At 66.9% G+C, this 18,294-nt stretch carries 15 protein-coding genes and 1 other RNA gene; all 16 read right to left on the bottom strand.

Translation table 11 applies throughout. The annotated features are described in order from the left end of the window. Nucleotides 1-235: 235 nt before the first annotated feature. Nucleotides 236-1,147 (bottom strand): UDP-3-O-acyl-N-acetylglucosamine deacetylase, encoded by a 912-nt coding sequence (gene lpxC / locus QRN34_RS14010; RefSeq protein ID WP_036137646.1) that lies wholly within the window; start codon nt 1,145-1,147, stop codon nt 236-238. A gap of 320 nt (nt 1,148-1,467) precedes the next feature. Then, entirely contained in the window at nt 1,468-2,652 is a 1,185-nt protein-coding gene (gene ftsZ, locus QRN34_RS14015; RefSeq protein ID WP_036137648.1) for a cell division protein FtsZ, read from the bottom strand. A gap of 134 nt (nt 2,653-2,786) precedes the next feature. Continuing rightward, entirely contained in the window at nt 2,787-4,022 is a 1,236-nt protein-coding gene (gene ftsA, locus QRN34_RS14020; RefSeq protein WP_036137650.1) for a cell division protein FtsA, read from the bottom strand. 8 nt (nt 4,023-4,030) lie between these two features. After that, nucleotides 4,031-4,771 carry a cell division protein FtsQ/DivIB gene (locus QRN34_RS14025; protein ID WP_036137653.1) on the bottom strand — a complete coding sequence of 247 codons (741 nt, stop codon included), beginning with the start codon at nt 4,769-4,771 and terminating at the stop codon, nt 4,031-4,033. Next, a complete protein-coding gene (locus QRN34_RS14030; protein ID WP_285405316.1) occupies nt 4,768-5,745 on the bottom strand; it encodes a D-alanine--D-alanine ligase in 978 nt (325 codons plus the stop codon). Before QRN34_RS14030 ends, QRN34_RS14025 begins: the two co-directional genes overlap by 4 nt. Next, nucleotides 5,742-7,181 carry a UDP-N-acetylmuramate--L-alanine ligase gene (gene murC / locus QRN34_RS14035; protein WP_285405318.1) on the bottom strand — a complete coding sequence of 480 codons (1,440 nt, stop codon included), beginning with the start codon at nt 7,179-7,181 and terminating at the stop codon, nt 5,742-5,744. The genes QRN34_RS14030 and murC overlap by 4 nt, the downstream gene beginning before the upstream one ends. Beyond that, complete coding sequence (gene murG / locus QRN34_RS14040; RefSeq protein WP_285405320.1) at nt 7,178-8,281, bottom strand: undecaprenyldiphospho-muramoylpentapeptide beta-N-acetylglucosaminyltransferase; 1,104 nt, start codon at nt 8,279-8,281, stop codon at nt 7,178-7,180. The genes murC and murG overlap by 4 nt, the downstream gene beginning before the upstream one ends. Further along, complete coding sequence (gene ftsW, locus QRN34_RS14045; protein WP_036137663.1) at nt 8,278-9,498, bottom strand: putative lipid II flippase FtsW; 1,221 nt, start codon at nt 9,496-9,498, stop codon at nt 8,278-8,280. The genes murG and ftsW overlap by 4 nt, the downstream gene beginning before the upstream one ends. Before the next feature lie 6 nt (nt 9,499-9,504). Continuing rightward, complete coding sequence (gene mraY, locus QRN34_RS14050) at nt 9,505-10,587, bottom strand: phospho-N-acetylmuramoyl-pentapeptide-transferase (RefSeq protein ID WP_285405322.1); 1,083 nt, start codon at nt 10,585-10,587, stop codon at nt 9,505-9,507. Continuing rightward, nucleotides 10,577-11,941: a UDP-N-acetylmuramoyl-tripeptide--D-alanyl-D-alanine ligase gene (gene murF / locus QRN34_RS14055; protein WP_036137668.1), complete on the bottom strand. Its 1,365-nt coding sequence runs from the start codon at nt 11,939-11,941 to the stop codon at nt 10,577-10,579. The genes mraY and murF overlap by 11 nt, the downstream gene beginning before the upstream one ends. Next, on the bottom strand, nt 11,938-13,431 hold the full coding sequence (locus QRN34_RS14060; RefSeq protein ID WP_285405325.1) for a UDP-N-acetylmuramoyl-L-alanyl-D-glutamate--2,6-diaminopimelate ligase: 1,494 nt from the start codon (nt 13,429-13,431) through the stop codon (nt 11,938-11,940). The genes murF and QRN34_RS14060 overlap by 4 nt, the downstream gene beginning before the upstream one ends. After that, nucleotides 13,428-15,236, bottom strand: a complete 1,809-nt coding sequence (locus QRN34_RS14065; protein ID WP_285405327.1) for a penicillin-binding protein 2 — start codon at nt 15,234-15,236, stop codon at nt 13,428-13,430. The genes QRN34_RS14060 and QRN34_RS14065 overlap by 4 nt, the downstream gene beginning before the upstream one ends. Further along, a complete protein-coding gene (gene ftsL / locus QRN34_RS14070; RefSeq protein WP_036137674.1) occupies nt 15,233-15,505 on the bottom strand; it encodes a cell division protein FtsL in 273 nt (90 codons plus the stop codon). The genes QRN34_RS14065 and ftsL overlap by 4 nt, the downstream gene beginning before the upstream one ends. Continuing rightward, on the bottom strand, nt 15,502-16,425 hold the full coding sequence (gene rsmH / locus QRN34_RS14075; protein ID WP_285405329.1) for a 16S rRNA (cytosine(1402)-N(4))-methyltransferase RsmH: 924 nt from the start codon (nt 16,423-16,425) through the stop codon (nt 15,502-15,504). Before rsmH ends, ftsL begins: the two co-directional genes overlap by 4 nt. Nucleotides 16,426-16,472: 47 nt before the next feature. Then, the gene (gene mraZ, locus QRN34_RS14080) at nt 16,473-16,919 is read right to left on the bottom strand and encodes a division/cell wall cluster transcriptional repressor MraZ (protein WP_036137675.1); all 447 of its coding nucleotides are present in this window, start codon (nt 16,917-16,919) and stop codon (nt 16,473-16,475) included. A 337-nt stretch (nt 16,920-17,256) separates the two neighbouring features. Beyond that, an RNA gene (gene rnpB / locus QRN34_RS14085) (RNase P RNA component class A) lies at nt 17,257-17,623 on the bottom strand. Nucleotides 17,624-18,294: the final 671 nt, after the last annotated feature.

An 18,294-nucleotide genomic window follows, 5' to 3' on the forward strand; every position in this document is an offset into this window, starting at 1 on the left:
GTACACGGCCGCGCCAGCGGCCTTTCCTTTTCGGGTCGCCGCAGGCGTGGCCCCGGGGGGGCTACCCGCCGGCTCTTGCGCCAGAGCACACGGCACACGGCACACGGCACACGAAAACCTTATCGCGAAAAGATGTCGCGCACATCGTGCGCTCCTACGACGCATGCGCGAACAAACGAAAAACCCGCCTCGGCGGGCGGGTTTTTCGGGTCGCTTGTATGTCGTCGGGCTTCGCTTAAACCGCCTGGGCGGGATGGGCGTAGGAGATCGGCGCCTTGGCCGGGTCCTTGAAGCTGACTTCTTCCCACGCCGCGGCATCGGCCATCAGGCTGCGGAGAAGCTTGTTGTTGAGCTCGTGCCCCGACTTGTGCGCAGAGTACGCGCCGATCAGGCTGTGGCCGAGCATGTAGATGTCGCCGATGGCGTCGAGGATCTTGTGCTTGACGAACTCGTTGTCGTAACGGAGGCCGTCTTCGTTCAACACACGGTAGTCGTCGAGAACTACGGCGTTGTCCATCGAACCGCCCAGCGTGAGGTTGCGCTCACGGAGCATTTCGATGTCACGCATGAAGCCGAACGTACGGGCGCGGCTGACTTCCTTGACGAACGAGGTCGTCGAGAAATCCATCTCGGCCTGCGAGTTGCGCTTGTTGAACAGCGGGTGGTCGAACTCGACCGAGAAGCCGACCTTGAAACCGTCGAACGGCTCCAGCTTGGCCCACTTGTCGCCGTCCTTCACGATCACGGGCTTCTTGATGCGGATGAAACGCTTGGCCGCGTCCTGTTCCTCGATACCAGCGGACTGGATGAGGAAAACGAACGGACCGGCGCTGCCGTCCATGATCGGCACTTCCGGTGCCGACAGGTCGACATACGCGTTGTCGATGCCCAGGCCGGCCATCGCGGAGAGCAGGTGCTCGACCGTCGAGACGCGAACCTCGCCCTGGATCAGCGTCGTGGAAAGACGCGTGTCACCGACGTTTTCCGGGCGTGATTTGAGCTCGACCGGGGGATTCAGGTCGGTGCGGCGGAACACGATACCCGTGTTCGGCGCGGCCGGACGAAGCGTCATATACACCTTGTCGCCGGTATGGAGACCGACGCCCGTGGCGCGAATGATGTTCTTGAGCGTGCGCTGCTTGATCATGTTGGGTCGAACCTTGTTGGCAGCAGCCTAAAGTAGCGGTCATGCTAACACAGTCTTAACCTGTGAATAAACAAACCAGACGGTACAGTCCAGTGTCGCTTCACTGTTCCTTCAGCATGAAGGACAGGCGATTCTCACCGCCCGTGCGACTGAATAGTTCGTCCTCTCAATCATTTACAAGCTGCTGAAATACGGTCCGCTTTCCGTCGGCGAAGCGGGGACGCTCCGCCGCCCGGACGGGACGGCGGCGGAGCGTCGGCCAACCCGGCTTCGTGCCGGGTCGTCCTCACGTTGTCCTTAACGTGCCTTGGGGTGGTGCGTCAGTCGGCCTGGCGACGCAGGAAAGCCGGGATGTCGAGGTAATCGATCGCCGGCTCGGCGTTCTTCGACGGGGCCGGCTCCGAACGCACCGACGGCACGGCATCCGACTGCGCGTAGTCGACCACTTCGTTGCCGGTACCCGTGCGCAGCACCACCGGACGCGGACGCTGGCGCATCTCGACCTGCTGCTGCACCGGCTGGCGAACCGGCTGCTTGGCCGTGGCGCCGACGCGGTTGAGGCCGGTGGCGACCACCGTGACACGGACGTCGTCCTGCATTTCCGGGTCCAGCGAGGTGCCGATCACCACGGTCGCGTCTTCCGAGGCGAAGTCGTGGATCACGCGACCGATCTCGTCGAACTCGCGCATGGTCAGGTTCGGACCGGCGGTGACGTTGACCAGGATGCCGCAGGCACCGGCCAGGTTGACGTCCTCGAGCAGCGGGTTGTTGATCGCGGCCTCGGCGGCGGCCTGGGCGCGGTCGTCGCCGCGGGCCGTGCCGGAGCCCATCATCGCCATGCCCATCTCGCTCATGACCGTGCGCACGTCGGCGAAGTCGACGTTGATCAGGCCGGGGGCCGTGATCAGGTCGGCAATGCCCTGCACCGCACCCTGGAGCACGTCGTTGGCGGCCTTGAACGCGTTGAGCAGGGTAACTTCGCGACCCAGCACCGAGAGCAGCTTCTCGTTCGGCACGGTGATCAGCGAGTCGACGTGCTGGGAGAGGTCCTCGATACCCTTGAGGGCCACCTGCATGCGGCGACGGCCCTCGAACGGGAACGGCTTGGTCACGACCGCGACGGTCAGGATGCCCTTTTCCTTGGCCAGCTGCGCAACGACCGGCGCAGCGCCCGTGCCGGTGCCGCCGCCCATGCCGGCGGTGATGAAGACCATGTCCGCGCCTTCGAGCATTTCCTCGATGCGCTCGCGGTCCTCCAGCGCGGCCTGGCGGCCGACTTCCGGATTGGCGCCCGCGCCCAGGCCCTTGGTGACGTTGCCACCCAGCTGGAGGTGTGTGCGCGAGGCGCAGCTCTTCATCGCCTGAGCGTCGGTGTTGGCGACGACGAACTCGACGCCTTCGATATTGGAATTGACCATGTGGGCCACGGCGTTACCGCCACCACCACCCACGCCGATGACCTTGATGACCGCATTCGGTGCCAGCTTTTCGATGAGTTCAAACATTTCCCGTCCTCCGCAGAACTTTTAGTTTTTTTGGTTTATGTCCCTTGCCCGACTCCTGTCGGCCATGGGTTGCGGGCCATCCTGCTGCCCCGGCGCCCCCCTTCCATCGGGCACCGACTAATTCGATACGACGCTCAGAAATTCTTGGTGAACCAGCTTCGGAACTTCTCGACCATGCTGCCGACATTGCCGGCGGCGGAATGCGTGTGGCGCGCGGCACCCGTGGAGCGCGAACCGTGCAGCAGCAGGCCGACGCCCGTGGAATGCAGCTCCGTGGAGACCACGTCGCCCAGGCCCGACACATGCTGGGGCACGCCGACGCGCACCATCTTGTGGAAGATTTCCTCGGCAAGCTCGAGTGCGCCTTCCATCCGCGACGCGCCACCGGTCAGCACGATGCCGGCGGCGACGAGGCTTTCGTAACCCGAGCGGCGCAGTTCGTCCTGCACCATCTCGAAGATTTCCTCGTAGCGGGCCTGCACCGACTGGGCCAATGCCTGTCGTGCGAGGCGCCGCGGCGGGCGATCGCCGACGCTGGGGACCTGGATGGTTTCTTCCGCATGCGCAAGCTGCGCAAGCGCGCACGCGTATTTGATCTTGATCTCTTCCGCGTGAGCGGTGGGTGTGTGCACGCCGTAGGCGATGTCGTTGGTCACCTGGTCGCCGCCGACCGGCAGCGACTTGGTGTAACGAATCGCGCCCTGCGTATAGATGGCGATATCGGTGGTGCCCGCGCCGATGTCGACAAGGCACACGCCGAGTTCGAGCTCGTCCTCGGTCAGCACCGCTTTCGCGCTGGCCACCGCGGCCGGCACCAGCTCGTCGACCGACAACCCGCAACGCTGGATGCACTTGGAGATGTTCTGCACTGCGCTGGCCGCACCCGTGACCAGGTGCACGCTGGCTTCCAGGCGCACGCCGCTCATGCCGACCGGATGGCGGATGCCGTCCTGTCCGTCGATACGGTATTCCTGCGATTCCTTGTAGAGCACCTTGCGGTCGGCAGGGATCGCTACCGCGCTGGCGGCTTCCAGCACCTGCTCCAGGTCCGCGGCCATGACCTCGCGGTCGCGAATGGCCGCGGTACCGTGCGAGTTGCGCGTTTCCAGGTGGCTGCCCGAGATGGAAGCGTAGACCGAGCGGATGTCGCAGCCGGCCATCAGCTCGGCCTCTTCCACCGCACGCTGGATGGAATGCACCGTCGACTCGATATCCACCACCGAGCCGCGCTTCATGCCACGTGACACGTGCGTGCCGATGCCGATCACTTCGATCGGTTCGCCCGGCTCGTATTCGCCGACGATCGCGACGACCTTCGACGTTCCGATGTCGAGGCCGACGACGAGCTGTTTGTCGTTCTTGTTTCTCATGATCCTGCTCAACTTCCGACCTTGGGTGTGGCCGTGGTTTCCGGCTGCGGCCACCGGATGGCGAATCCGTTGGTGTAACGAAGGTCGGCGTAGGCGAAACCGCCGTGCCGACCGGCGACGAGTTGGGGGTAGACATCGAGGAACCGCGCCAGGCGACGGTCGGCCTGCTCGCGATCGCCGATCACGATTTCCGCGCCACTTTCCGCGGTGACGCTCCAGCTGCCACGCTCGCTGAGGCTGACGCCGACGATCGACAGGCCGGTGCGGCCTTCGAACGATTTCTGCGCCTGCGCGTAGAAGCTCACCACCTCGGCCAGTCGCGAATCCGGTCCGCGCAGGCGCGGCAGGTCGCCCATCTGGTCGGCGCCCGGTGCATCGAAAACCAGGCCCTGCCGGCTGATCAGGCGATCCTCGTTCCAGCGCGCGAACGGCTGCCGTTCGTAGATGCGGACCAGCAGGGTATCCGGCCAGCGCTTGCGCACTTCCACCGACTCCACCCACGGCAGGCTGCCGATGGAGTGGCGCACGGCTTCCAGATCGGTGGCGAAGAAGCCCTTGCCGAGGCTCGGCAGCACGGCGCTGCGGATCTGCTCCGCACTGACATGGGCGAACTCCGCCTCCACCTTCAGCTGCGTGACGGGCCAGCGGCCGGCGGCGAACCAGCCCTGCATGACGCCGACCACGGGCAACACCACCAACGTGATGGCGATGCCCCAGGCAACCAGACGCGTGGCGGCTGAACCCCTCATGCGCGGGTAGCCTCCCGTTCCATCGAGGTTTCCAGCACGCGCCAGCAAAGCTCGGCATAGCTCAGCCCGGCGACGGCGGCCGCCTTGGGCACCAGCGAATGCGAGGTCATGCCCGGCGCGGTGTTCACCTCGAGCAGCCAGTTCTTGCCATGGCGGTCGCGCATCACATCGACGCGGCCCCAGCCGAAGCAGTCGAGCGCGTCGAAGGCGCGCAGCGCCAGTGCGCGCATGGCGTCTTCCGCCTCGCCCAGCAGGCCCGGCACGATGTACTGCGTGTCTTCGGCCACGTACTTGGCGTTGTAGTCGTAGTACTCGCCCTTGGGCAGGATCTTGATCGTGGGCAGCACTTCGCGCCCCAGGATACCGACGGTGAACTCCCCACCTTCGCTGCCGTCGCCCTCGATCAGCGTTTCCATCAGCATGTCGCCCGGATAACGGCGGGCCAGCTCGACGGCGGCGTCGAGGCCGGCTTCGTCGAACACGCGCGTGATGCCCACGCTGGAGCCTTCCCAGGCCGGCTTCACGATCAGCGGAAAACCGACCTCGCGGGCCGCGGCATGCACGTCCGCGCCACGTGGCAACGCCTTGAATTTCGGCGTGGGCAGGCCGAGTGCGATCCACACCTGCTTGGCGCGCACCTTGTCCAGCGACAGCGCCGAACCGAGTACGCCGGAACCGGTATAGGGCACGCCGAGCGACTGCAAGGCACCCTGCAGCTCGCCGTTCTCGCCGCCTGCGCCGTGCAGGATGTTGAACACACGGGCGAAATGACCGGCGCGTACCGCATCCAGCAAGGCGGGAATGCCATCGATGGGATGCGCGTCGACGCCGAGCGAACGCAGCGCCTCGAGGACGCCACGGCCGGAGTCGAGCGACACCTCGCGCTCGGCGGAGTTGCCACCCAGCACGACGGCCACGCGACCAAAACCGGCGGCGTCGTTCACGATGCGGGGAAAGCGGTCGGAGCGGTTCACGGAGAGGTCCTCAGGTGGCCGACACCGGCCAGGTCGATGGCCGCTGCGCCGATGTCGCCGGCGCCGAGCAGCATGATCAGGTCGCCGTCGCGCGCGAGCGCCGACAGCGTGTCGCGCAGGTCGCGCGGATGGTCGACCAGCACCGGGTCGGTCTTGCCGCGGGCACGGATCGCACGGGCCAGTGCCTTGCCGTCGGCGCCCGGAATGGGCGACTCGCCTGCCGGGTACACCTCGGTCAGCACCAGCACATCGACCTCGGCCAGCACGTTGGCGAAATCGTCGAGCAGGTCACGCGTACGGCTGTAGCGGTGTGGCTGAAAGGCCACGACCAGGCGGCGATCGGCCCAGCCGCCGCGGGCGGCGGCGAACACCGCGGCCAGCTCGCGCGGATGGTGGCCGTAATCGTCCACGAGCAAGGCGCTGCCGCTGTCCAACGCGATCTCGCCGCGCCGGTGGAAGCGACGGCCCACGCCTTCGAAGCGTGCCAGCGCGTGCGCGATCGCTTCTGCCTCGACGCCGAGCTGCCAGCCGACGGCGGCCGCGGCCAGCGCGTTCTGCACGTTATGCCGGCCAGGCAGGTTGAGGGTCACCGGCAGCGTACCGTCCATACCCGGCAGGTGCAGGTCGAAGTGCATCTCGAAGCCGACCTGGCGGACGTGGGTGGCCGTGACGTCTGCGCTGGCGTTCTCCACGCCGTAGGTCATCACGCGACGCGAGGTGTCCTGGGCCAGCTTCGCGGTTTCCTCGTCGTCGATGCACAGCACCGCCATGCCGTAGAACGGCAGGCGATGCAGGAAATCGCTGAAAGCCTTCTTCACCAGCGCGAAATCGCCCTGGTAGTTTTCGAGGTGGTCGGCATCGATGTTGGTGACCACCGCCATGACCGGCGACAGCATCAGGAACGAACCGTCCGACTCGTCCGCTTCGGCCACGAGGTACTGGCCCGTGCCCAGGCGCGCATTGGCACCGGCGGCATTGAGCTGACCACCGATCACGAAGGTCGGATCGTAGTCGGCCTCGGCCAGCACGCTGGCGACCAGGCTGGTGGTGGTGGTCTTGCCGTGCGTGCCCGCGATGGCGATGCCACGACGGAAACGCATCAGCTCGCCGAGCATTTCCGCACGCGGCACCACGGGGATGCGCGCGGCGAGCGCGGCGACCAGTTCGGGATTGTCCTGGCGGATGGCACTGGAGGTGACGACCACGTCCACGCCGTCGATGTTGGCCGCTTCGTGACCGATGCAGACCGTGACGCCGAGTCCGGCCAGGCGCGCGGTGGTGGCCGAAGGCGCGCGATCGGAGCCGGACACGCTGTAACCGAGGTTGGACAGCACCTCGGCGATGCCGCTCATGCCGACGCCGCCTACGCCGATGAAGTGGACACGGCGGAACGAGGTCATGAAATCGTCGTGGGCGCGCAAACGACCGGGCGTCATGCGGAAACCTCCATGCAATGACGGGCAATCGTGGATGCGGCGTCGGGCTTGGCCAGCGTGCGGGACGCGATGGCCGCGGAAAGGATCTGCCGGCGATCGGCCAGCATGTCGGACAGCAGGTGGGCGAGCATGTCGCGCGCATCGCTCTGTGCAAGGGTGGCGTCCGCCACCAGCCGCGCACCGCCGGCATCGACCATCGCCCGCGCATTGGCGGTCTGGTGATCGTCCACGGCATGCGGGAAAGGCACCAGCAGCGCTTCGAGGCCGGCGGCGCAGAGTTCGGCCACGGTCAGTGCGCCGGCCCGGCAGACGACGATGTCGGCCCACTCGTAGGCACCGGCCATGTCGTCGATGAAGGCGACGATGTTGGCGGCGATACCAGCCTCGGCATAGGCAGCACGGGCGTCTTCGAGGCCGCGCTCACCGGTCTGGTGCACTACTTCCGGCTCCAGCCGGTCGCCCTGCCCGTTGTCGGCCATCCGGCGAAGCTCAGCGAGCGCCGCGGGCACGGCCATGTTCAACGTGCGCGCACCGAGGCTGCCGCCCAGCACGAGCAGGCGCGGACGCCCCGTGCGACCGGTCATGCGCAGCTCGGGCGGCGACAACGCCGCGATGCGTGAACGCACCGGGTTGCCGACCCACTCGCCGTTGGGCAGTACGTTCGGAAAGCCGGTCAACACCTTGCGCGCAAAGCCAGCAAGCTTGCGATTGGTGAAGCCGGCCACGGCGTTCTGTTCGTGCACCACCAGCGGGATGCCCGCGAGGCGCGCGGCCACGCCGGCCGGTCCGGCTACGTAGCCGCCCATCGACAGCACGCAGGCCGGACGCAGGCGACGCAGCAGCGCGAGCGATGCCAGCAACGCGCGAACCAGCATCACCGGCGCCATGAGGCGCGTCTTCAGGCCCTTGCCGCGCAAGCCGCCGACGGCGATGGTGTGCAGGTCCAGGCCGTGCGCGGGCACCACGCGGGTTTCCATGCCGCCTTCGGCACCCAGCCAGGCCACGGGCACGCCGTGCGAACGCAGTTCGTCGGCCACGGCCAGGCCGGGGAAGATGTGGCCGCCGGTACCGCCGGCCATGATCAGCACCGGGCGCGTCATGCCGCACCCCCGAATGCCGCTGAATCCGGCACGGCGTTGGCCGGCAGGCGCACGGCGGTCTGTCGCGCGTCTTCCGCGCGGTTGATCTCGAAGGTGGCGCGCAGCAGCACGCCGACCATGGCGCAGGTCATCAACACCGACGAGCCGCCGGAGCTGATCAGCGGCAGGGTCAGACCCTTGGTCGGCAGCACGCCCAGGTTCACGCCGATGGACACCATGGCCTGGAAGCCCAGCATCAGCGAGATGCCGTAGGCCACGTAACCGGAGAAGCGCTGGCCGAGCTCGACGCCTTTGAGGCCCATGTACAGGCCGCGGCCCACCAGCACGATATAGAGGAAGATCACTGTGACGATGCCGGCCAGGCCGAGTTCTTCGGCCAGCACGGCAAGGATGAAGTCGGTGTGCGCCTCGGGCAGGTAGAACAGCTTCTGCACGCTGGAACCCAGGCCCACACCAGTCCATTCGCCACGGCCCACGGCGATCAGTGCCTGGGTCAACTGGAAACCGTCGTTGAACGGATCCTTCCACGGATCGAGGAAGGACGTCAGGCGCTTGATGCGGTAGTCCTCGGCGGTGGCCGCGTAGATCAGCGCCGGCACCAGCGGCGTCGCCAGTACCAGCAGGTTGCGCATGCGCGCGCCGGCCAGCCATACCATGCCCACCGTGGTGGCAACCACGAGCGCGGCCGAACCGAAGTCGGGCTGGGCCAGCAGCAGCAGCACGATCAGGCCCGCCACGCCTACCGGCTTGACCACGCCGAAGAGGTCGTATTCGACACCTTCGCGATGACGGACCAGATAGCTGGACAGGTAGCCGACCAGGATCAGCTTCACCGCTTCCACGGGCTGGAAGCTGGTCACCAGCAGGTTCACCCAGCGGCGCGCGCCGTTGATGCGCATGCCGAACACGGGCAGGAACACCATCAGCAGCATGATGACGCCGAACAGCAGCAGCAGGAAGCTGTGCTTTTCCAGCACCTTCAGTTCCGTGCGCATGGCGGCCGCGGCCAGGCAGCCGCCCAGCACGAGGAACACGAGGTGGCGCTTGAGGTAGTAGAAGGCACCCTGGTGCGAGCCGTCGGCCACCGCGATCGAGCTGGACGTGACCATGATCACGCCCAGCGTCGCCAGGGCGAGCGCGGCCAGGAGCAACGGGAGATCGAAGCTCCCGCGGGGGCCCTGACGGCGTTTGGCCTGTTTGTTTCCGAAGCCGAACATGATCGCTTAGCGCACCTTCAACGTGGCGAGACCGATGAGCACCAGCACGACGCTGATGATCCAGAAACGGACGATGACCCGCGGCTCGGGCCAGCCCTTCAATTCGAAATGATGGTGGATCGGTGCCATGCGGAAGATGCGCTTGCCGCGCAGCTTGAAGCTGCCGACCTGGAGCATCACCGAGGCGGTTTCCATGACGAACACGCCCCCCATCACCAGCAGCACGATTTCCTGGCGCACGATCAGCGCCACGCAGCCGAGCGCCGCGCCGATGGCCAGTGCGCCCACGTCGCCCATGAACACCTGCGCGGGGTAGGTGTTGAACCAGAGGAAACCAAGGCCGGCTCCGGAAAGGGCGCTGCAGAAGATGGCCAGCTCACCGGCACCCGGGATGGCGGGAATGCCGAGGTATTCGGAGAACAGCTTGTTGCCGGCGAGATAGGCGAAGATGCCCAGCGCACCGGACACCAGCACGCTCGGCATGATGGCCAGGCCGTCCAGGCCATCGGTGAGGTTCACCGCGTTGGAGAACCCGACGATGATGAAATAGCCCACCACGACGAACAGCAGGCCGAGCGGGATCGCCACCTGCTTGAACAGCGGCACGTACAGGGCGGTCTCCGCCGGCAGCTGGTGGGTCTGGTAGAGGAACACTGCGGCACCCAGGCCGAACACCGACTGCCAGAAGTATTTCCAGCGGCTGGCCAGCCCGCGGCTGTCCTTCAGCACCAGCTTGCGGTAGTCGTCGTAGAAACCGATCACGCCGAACAGCAGCGTCACGGCGAGCACCACCCACACGTAGCGATTGGACAGGTCGGCCCACAGCAGCGTGGCAATGCCCACGGCGAACAGGATCAGCAGGCCGCCCATGGTCGGCGTGCCGGCCTTGGAAAGGTGCGTCTGCGGACCGTCGCTGCGCACCACCTGCCCCGCCTTCAGCGCGGCCAGCTTGCGGATCAGCAACGGACCCAGCAGCAGCGAGACCGACAGCGCCGTGAGCGCGGCCATGATCGCGCGAAAGGTGATGTACTGGAAAAGATGTACGGACGTGAAGTGCCGAGCCATCCATTCCGCCAGTTCAAGCAGCATCGGAGGCTCCTTCAGCGTATTTCTTCATCGCCGCCACGACCCGGTCCATACCGGAGGAACGTGACCCCTTCACGAGGCAGGTAACGCCCTCGTGGACCTGCACGCAGGCCGCCTCGATCAGCGCCTCCTGCGTTGCGAAATGCTGCGCGCCCGCACCGAACGCCTCGACGGCCGCCGCGCTCTTGGCACCCGTGGCGAGCAGGCGTTCGATGCCGCGGCGGTGCGCGAGATCGCCGATGCCGGCGTGCAGCGCCAGCGCATCCGGGCCCAGCTCGGCCATGTCGCCGAGCACCAGCCAGCGCTCGCCCTGGGCCAGCGCCAGCGTGTCGATCGCGGCGGCGGCGGAACCGGGGTTGGCGTTGTAGCTGTCGTCGATGAGCGTCCAGCCACCGGCCATCGGTTCACGCTGGAGGCGTCCGGCCACGGGCGGAACCTGCTCCAGGCCCTCGACGATGCGCGCCACCGGCACGTCCAGCGCGATGGCGATCGCCGCGGCTGCCAGCGCATTGGCCACATTGTGCCGACCGGGCAGCGGGAGGTGGACATCGCCGTCACCGTGCGGCGTGGACAGCACGAAATGGGTGCCGTCGATGCGTTCCTCGACGATATCCGCGCCGATGTCCGCACGATGGTTCAGCGCGTAACGCAGCACCCGGCGCGCTCCGGCCAGGTTGGTGAACAACCCACCGAAGCGCTCGTCGTCCGCGTTGATGATCGCCACGCCATCGGCCGACAGCATCTGGTACAGCGCGCCCTTGGTCTCGGCCACGCCTTCCAGCGTGCCCATCCGCTCCAGATGCGCGGGTGCGATGGAGGTCACCAGGCCGATATCCGGGCGCGCGATGGCGGCCAGGTACTCGATATCGCCCGGCTTGCCGGCGCCCATCTCCAGCACCGCGTACTGGGTGCCTTCGGGCATCGCCAGCAAGGTGAGCGGCATGCCGATCTCGTTGTTGAAGTTGCCGGCGTTGACGTGCGTGCGGCCGTGGCGCGAGAGGATCGATGCCGTGAGCGTCTTCACCGTGGTCTTGCCGTTGGAACCGGTGATGCCGACGACACGGACATGGCTGTTGGCACGCGCGGCGCTGGCCAGGTCGCCCAGCGCGGCCTGGGTGTCGTCGACGATCACCTGGGGGATCGACGCGTCGACCGGACGGGTGACCAGCGCGGCGACGGCACCGCGCGCCGCTGCGGCGGCCACGAAGTCATGCGCATCCACACGCTCGCCGGGCAGCGCCACGAACAGGTCGCCGGCCTTCAGCGTACGGGTATCGATCGAGAAGCCGCTCACCTCGACATCGGCGCCATGCAGGCGGCCGCGGGTCCAGAGGGCGACGGCGGACAGGCGCATCATGCGCGGGCTCCTTTCTTGCCGGATTCCATCGCCTCGCGGGCGACGGCGAAGTCGTCGAACGGCCGCTTGCCATCCGGGCCTTCCTGATAGGTTTCGTGGCCCTTGCCGGCGATGAGCACGACGTCGTCGGCCTTTGCATCGGCCAGGGCCAGGGCGATAGCCTGGGCGCGGTCGCGCTCCACCATCGCAGTGTCGGGATGGGCGAAGCCGGCCACGATCTGGGCGACGATGGCGTCGCCGTCTTCGGTGCGCGGGTTGTCGTCGGTGACGATCACCACATCGGCCAGGCGCTCGGCAATGGCGGCCATGAGCGGGCGCTTGCCCTGGTCGCGGTCGCCGCCGGCGCCGAACACGCAGATCAGCTTGCCCTTGGTATGCGAACGCAACGCCAGCAGCGCCTGCTTGAGGGCATCGGGCGTGTGCGAGTAATCCACGACCACCAGCGGCTTGCGCCCGTCGCCGCCGAGACGGCTCATGCGTCCGTTCACCGGCTGCAGGGATTCCAGCGCGGCGTGGATACGCTCGAACGGCTCGCCCAGCGCGCCGAGCACGGCGGCGACGGCGAGCAGGTTGGCCACGTTGAACCGGCCCAGCAGACCACTGCGCACCGTACGCATGCCCCACGGGGTGTCCAGGTTGAACGACAGGCCCTTGGCCGAGGTGACCACGATGTCCGCGCGTACCTCGGCATCCTTCGCAGTGCTGTCGGTGGCCATGGACGTGCGCAGCCGGACCACGCCTTCCGGCAGGCCCTTGGCCAGCTTCGCGCCGAACGGATCGTCGATGTTGACCACCGCGGCGGCCAGGCCCGGGAACGCGAACAGGCGGGCCTTCGCCGCGCCATACGCTTCCATCGTGCCGTGGTAATCCAGGTGGTCGCGGGTGAGGTTGGTAAACACGGCGATGTCGAACGCCACGGCATTGACACGGCCCTGCTCCAGCGCATGCGAGGAGACTTCCATCGCCACGTGCGTGGCACCGGCATCGCGGAATTCGGCCAGGCGGGCCTGCATGCTGATGGCGTCCGGCGTGGTCCGCTCGCCCTCGGCGATCGCACCGTGCAGGCCGGCGCCGAGCGTGCCGATGGTGGCCGGCTTGCGACCGAGGAACGCCAGCGCCTGCGCGATCAGCTGTACCGTGGAGGTCTTGCCGTTGGTGCCGGTCACGCCGACCACGTCGAGCGCGGCCGACGGATCACCATGGAAGCGGGCGGCGAGCGCACCGGCCTTCTCACGCAGACCATCGATGGCGATCACCGGCACGCCGGGCTCCACCGCGGCAAACGGCGGCTCGGCCAGCACCACGGCGGCGCCCTGCGCCACGGCCATCGCGGCGAAGTCGATGCCATGGCCCTTGCCGCCGCGCAGGGCGACGAAGGCCTGGCCGGCCGTCACCTCGCGCGAATCCAGCGAGAGACCGGACACGACGATATCGCCGGCGCCCGGGGCGTCGGCGATATCGCGGAGCAGGTCGGTAAGGGCGAGGGTCACGGCACCACCTCTTCCGCCGCGCTGTCGTCCGCCTGCGGCGGCGGCGCGTTGGCCGTGCCGATCAGGCCGCCCTGGCTGGGACCGCCGACATACCAGCGACCCACGTTGTCCGGCGGGATATCGAGCAGGCGCACCGCGCCTTCCATCACCTGCGCGAACGCGGGACCGGCTACCGAACCGCCGTAGTAATGGCCGCCCTGCGGATCGTTGATGACCACCACGGTGACCAGGCGCGGGTTGCTCGCCGGGATCATGCCGACGAAGAGCGAGATGTAGTTCTTCGCGAAATATCCGCCCACGGAGAACTTGTGCGAGGTACCGGTCTTGCCGGCCACGCTGTAGTTGGCGACGGAAGCGAAACCGTAGCCGGTGCCGCCCGGCTGCAGCACGGTTTCCAGCATGCGGACCAGTTCGTGCGCCACCTCGGGGGTGATCACCTGGTTGGGCGGGTTGTCCGCACCCTTGATGAAGCTGGGCGCGCGCAGCGCACCGCCGTTGGCGATCGCCGCGTAGCCGGTGGCCAGCTGCAGCGGCGTCACGCTCAGGTTGTAGCCGTAGGCCATGCGCGATTTTTCGATCGGCTTCCAGGTGCGGCTGACAGGCAGGTAACCCGCCGCTTCACCGGGAAATCCGCTGCCCGTGCTGTTGCCGATGCCGAACGACTTCCACATGGAGTAGAGGAAATCGGTGTCGAGCGTCATCGCGATCTTGGCGGCGCCGACGTTGGACGATTTGGTGATGACGCCGGTGGGCGTGAGCGTGCCCCAGTTGTGCGTGTCGCGCACGGGGTGTCCGCCCATCATCCAGGTGCCCGGCGAGGTTTCGATCATGGGCGAGGTGGGCGTGTACTTGCCGCTGGTGAGCGCGGCGGCCATGGTGAAGGCCTTCATCGTCGAGCCCGGCTCGACCACGTCGGTGACCGCGCGGTTGCGGCGGTCGCCCGGGGAGCTGCCGCGCACGGCATTGGGATTGAACGACGGCAGGTTGGCCATGCCCAGCACTTCGCCGGTATGGACGTCCATCACCACGATGGAGCCGGAGTCGGCCTTGTTCTTGTCCAGCGCATCCTTCAACGCGCTATACGCCAGGTACTGGATGCGGCGGTCGATGGACAACGTGATGTCGCGACCCGGCTGCGGCTCGCGCACCAGCTCGACGTCTTCCACCACATGACCCATGCGATCGCGGATGACCCGCTTGGCGCCGGGCTTGCCCGACAGCCATTCGTCGAAGGCCAGTTCCAGGCCTTCCTGGCCGTGGTCGTCGATGTTGGTGAAGCCGAGGATGTGGCTGTTCACCGCGCCCGACGGGTAGTAACGACGGTATTCGCGCTGCGACGAAATGCCGGGGATCTTCAGGTCGACGATCGCCTGCGCGTCTTCCGGACGCAGCTGGCGGGCGATGTACATGAATTCCTTGTCCGCACGCTGTTCGATCTTCTGCTTCAGGTCGTCGGCGTCGACGTGCAGCGCCTTGGCCAGCTCGGGAATGCGGTCGGCGTTCTCCAGCACTTCCGGCGGATTGGCCCAGATCGAGGCGACCGGCGTGGACACGGCCAGCGGCTCGCCGTTGCGATCAAAGATGGTGCCGCGCGACACGGCGATGGGCATCTCGCGCAGGAAGCGCGCATCGCCCTGGTCCTGGTAGAACTGCTTGCGGACCACCTGAAGGTCGAACGCGCGCACCACCAGGCCGGACGCGGCCACGCACAACAGCGCGACGATCACGGTCATGCGCTTGCGCGGGCTGGGGCCCTGGCCGCGACGGCGGCTGGGCACGACGGGCTTGCCGTAGCGGGCCTTCATCGACGCACCAGCTGGATGTCCTGCGGCTTCGGCGTGAACATGCCGAGCTTGCCGCGCGCGTCGGCATCGATGCGGCTGGGCTCGGCGTAGGTGGCCTGCTCCAGTTCGAGGCGACCGTACTCCACGCCCAGGTCGTCCTTCTGGCTTTGCAGCCGCGACAGTTCGACGAACAGCACGCGGCTTTCGTGGCGCGTCCACACCACCCCGATAGCGCTGGCGATGACCGCCAGCAGCAGGAGGGAGAGGCAGATGGCGCCGAAGACCTTCATGCAAGCTTCTCCGCGACGCGCAGCACGGCGGAACGCGAACGCGGGTTCGCGGCCACTTCGGCGTCGGAGGGAAAAATCGCCTTGCCGACCGACTTCAGCCGGGCCAGCTTCGCTTCGGTCGGCGGGCCGCGACGGCTGCCCTGCACACGGCCTTCGTGCGAGCGAATGAACTGCTTCACCGTGCGATCTTCCAGCGAATGGAAGCTGATCACGGCGAGGCGACCACCGATGGTGAGCAGTTCGAGGGCAGCCTCCAGGCCACGCTCGACGGAATCCAGTTCGGCGTTGACCCGGATGCGCAGGGCCTGGAACGTGCGCGTGGCGGGATTCTTCCCCGGCTCGCGGCGACCGACGCAACCGGCGACCAGTTCGGCCAGTTCCGCAGTGCGCGTGATGGGCGCGGTGGCACGGCGCTCGACGATCACCTTGGCGATACGGCGGCTGAAGCGCTCCTCGCCGAAGCGCCAGAGCACGTCGGCGATATCGAATTCCGAGGCCTCGGCGAGGAAGTCGGCGGCGCTGATACCGCGCGTGGTATCCATGCGCATGTCCAGCGGCGCGTCGGCCATGAAGCTGAAGCCGCGGCTGCGATCGTCCAGCTGCGGCGAGGACACGCCAAGATCGAGCAGGATGCCGTCGAGGCCTTCCGCCAGCTCTGGCCATTCGCCCATGGTGGCGAAGTTGTCGTGGCGCAGCGCGACGCGCGGGTCGGTAGCCAGGCCGGCTTCGGCCACGGCGATAGCCGACGGGTCACGATCCATCAGGAACAGACGGCCCTCGGCGGAGAGACGGGCAAGGATCGCCGAGGCATGGCCCCCGCGACCGAACGTCCCATCCAGATAGCGTCCGTTCCCGCGCAAGGCGAGGCCCTCCACCGCTTCGTCGAGCATCACCGGGATGTGCACATCGCGCCCCGCCATCGCCACATCCCGCTCCCGTTCCACCAGCACCTCGAATTAGTTCGTCGTCACAACCGCAGTTCCGCCATGTCGTCGCTGATGTCTTCTTCGCCGATGGTCTGGCGGATCTTCGCGAGATGGGCCTGTTCGCTCCAAAGCTCGAACTTGTTGCCCATGCCCAGCAGGACGGCTTTTTTCTCCAGCCCCGCCGCCGCCCGCTGACTGGATGGGAGGAGGATGCGTGCGGCCCCGTCGGGTTCGACGATGGACGCGGCACCCACCAGCTTCATCTGCAACGCGCGATGGACGGCCTTGACGCTGGGCAGCGCGTTGACCTGGTCGCGCACCTGTTCCCACTCCGCGTACGGAAAGATCCAGAGGCAACCGGCATCGAAGGGGTTGTAGGTGATCACCAGACGGTTCGCGCAGGCGTCGGCCACCAGATCCCGATACGAGGTCGGGATCGTCAGACGACCCTTGTCGTCGATCGTGATGGCTGTCTCACCTTGGAACATTGTCTGCTGGCCGCCCCACCGAAACCCACGATTTCACACTGGGGCCCACGATAGTCTCGGCACCTGAGACTGTCAAGGAAATTTTTCTTGTGAATCAAGGAGAAAGGGCAGGTTCATGACCAATTCCAGCCGTTTATGAGGAAGGGGCGGGAGGTGGTTGAATCAGTGGAGTTTTTTGCGAATCACGCCGCGATTTACGGTGTGTGCGCCGCGTGAAATGGACGGCGGGGCTGAACTCACGTTCACTCAACCCGTCCTCCACCGATGTGACGACGGCACTCACCCGTTTTCCACACGCGAAAACGGCGCCGTCGCGAGACGGCGCCGTCACAAGAAGAGAAGGAGTCGGCCTGTAAGCCGGGTTCTGTACGTCTTGCGACGCGACAGTCATTCTTCTCGGCCTGGCGTCACCGCCAGGCTCCAGCAACCTACCCGGGGACGACGCGGGCAACGTCATAGTCCCCTTATTTGGTCTTGCTCCGGGTGGGGTTTACCGTGCCATGCGACGTTGTCCCCGCACGCGGTGCGCTCTTACCGCACCCTTTCACCCTTACCTGATCCCCTTGCGGGGCCATCGGCGGTCTGCTCTCTGTTGCACTGGCCGTCAGCTCACGCTGCCCAGGAATTACCTGGCACCCTGCCCTATGGAGCCCGGACTTTCCTCGATACGCCCGAAGGCGCGACGCGACTGTCCGGCCGACTCCAGCGCAGATTGTACGGCATAACGCGTTGTCGGCGGCGGGCTGGGCTCGCCTTTGGCGTCGCGTTGGGGCTTGGAGCATGGGGGCGTGGAGCAAGAGCCGGCGGGTAGCCCCCTCGGTGCCACGCCTGCGGCGACCCGCTAAGGAAGGGCCGCTGGCGCGGCCGTATATCTATTTCCCCTACGGGGCGGGTCGGGCTTCGAACGGGGGTTTCCGATTCGCCATCCATGGCTCAGCGGAAACGGCCGGCCATCGTGGCCGGCCCCCTGCGGGCCTTGTCCGTTCGAATCCCTCGCCTGCGGCTACCGGCCCCGAGGAGGCTACCCGCCGGCTCTTTCCAAGACTGAGGTGGGTTGTTAGGCGCGCACCGTAGACGTGCAGGGTACGGCGTCGCCGCTTCGTTGGCTTTTTGCCCGCATCGCGGGCTCCTACCTCAGGTTGTACGTTGATTCCACGCACGGCGCCCGTGTTGCAGTTGGGGTGTGGGAGCGCACGCACGTGCGCGAACCCTAGACGTATCTAAGGCGACCGATGCCATGCACGCCAAGCAAGCGAGCGTTCCCAGCAACGAAGCGATACCTGGCTCTTGGCTCTTCCCACACGCAAGCTCAGTCGTCGGAAGAGCCGGCGGGTGCCACCCTCGTGGCCGGTAGCCGCAGGCGAGGGCTTCGAAC

Source organism: Luteibacter sp. ME-Dv--P-043b (assembly GCF_030209605.1).
GTDB lineage: Bacteria > Pseudomonadota > Gammaproteobacteria > Xanthomonadales > Rhodanobacteraceae > Luteibacter.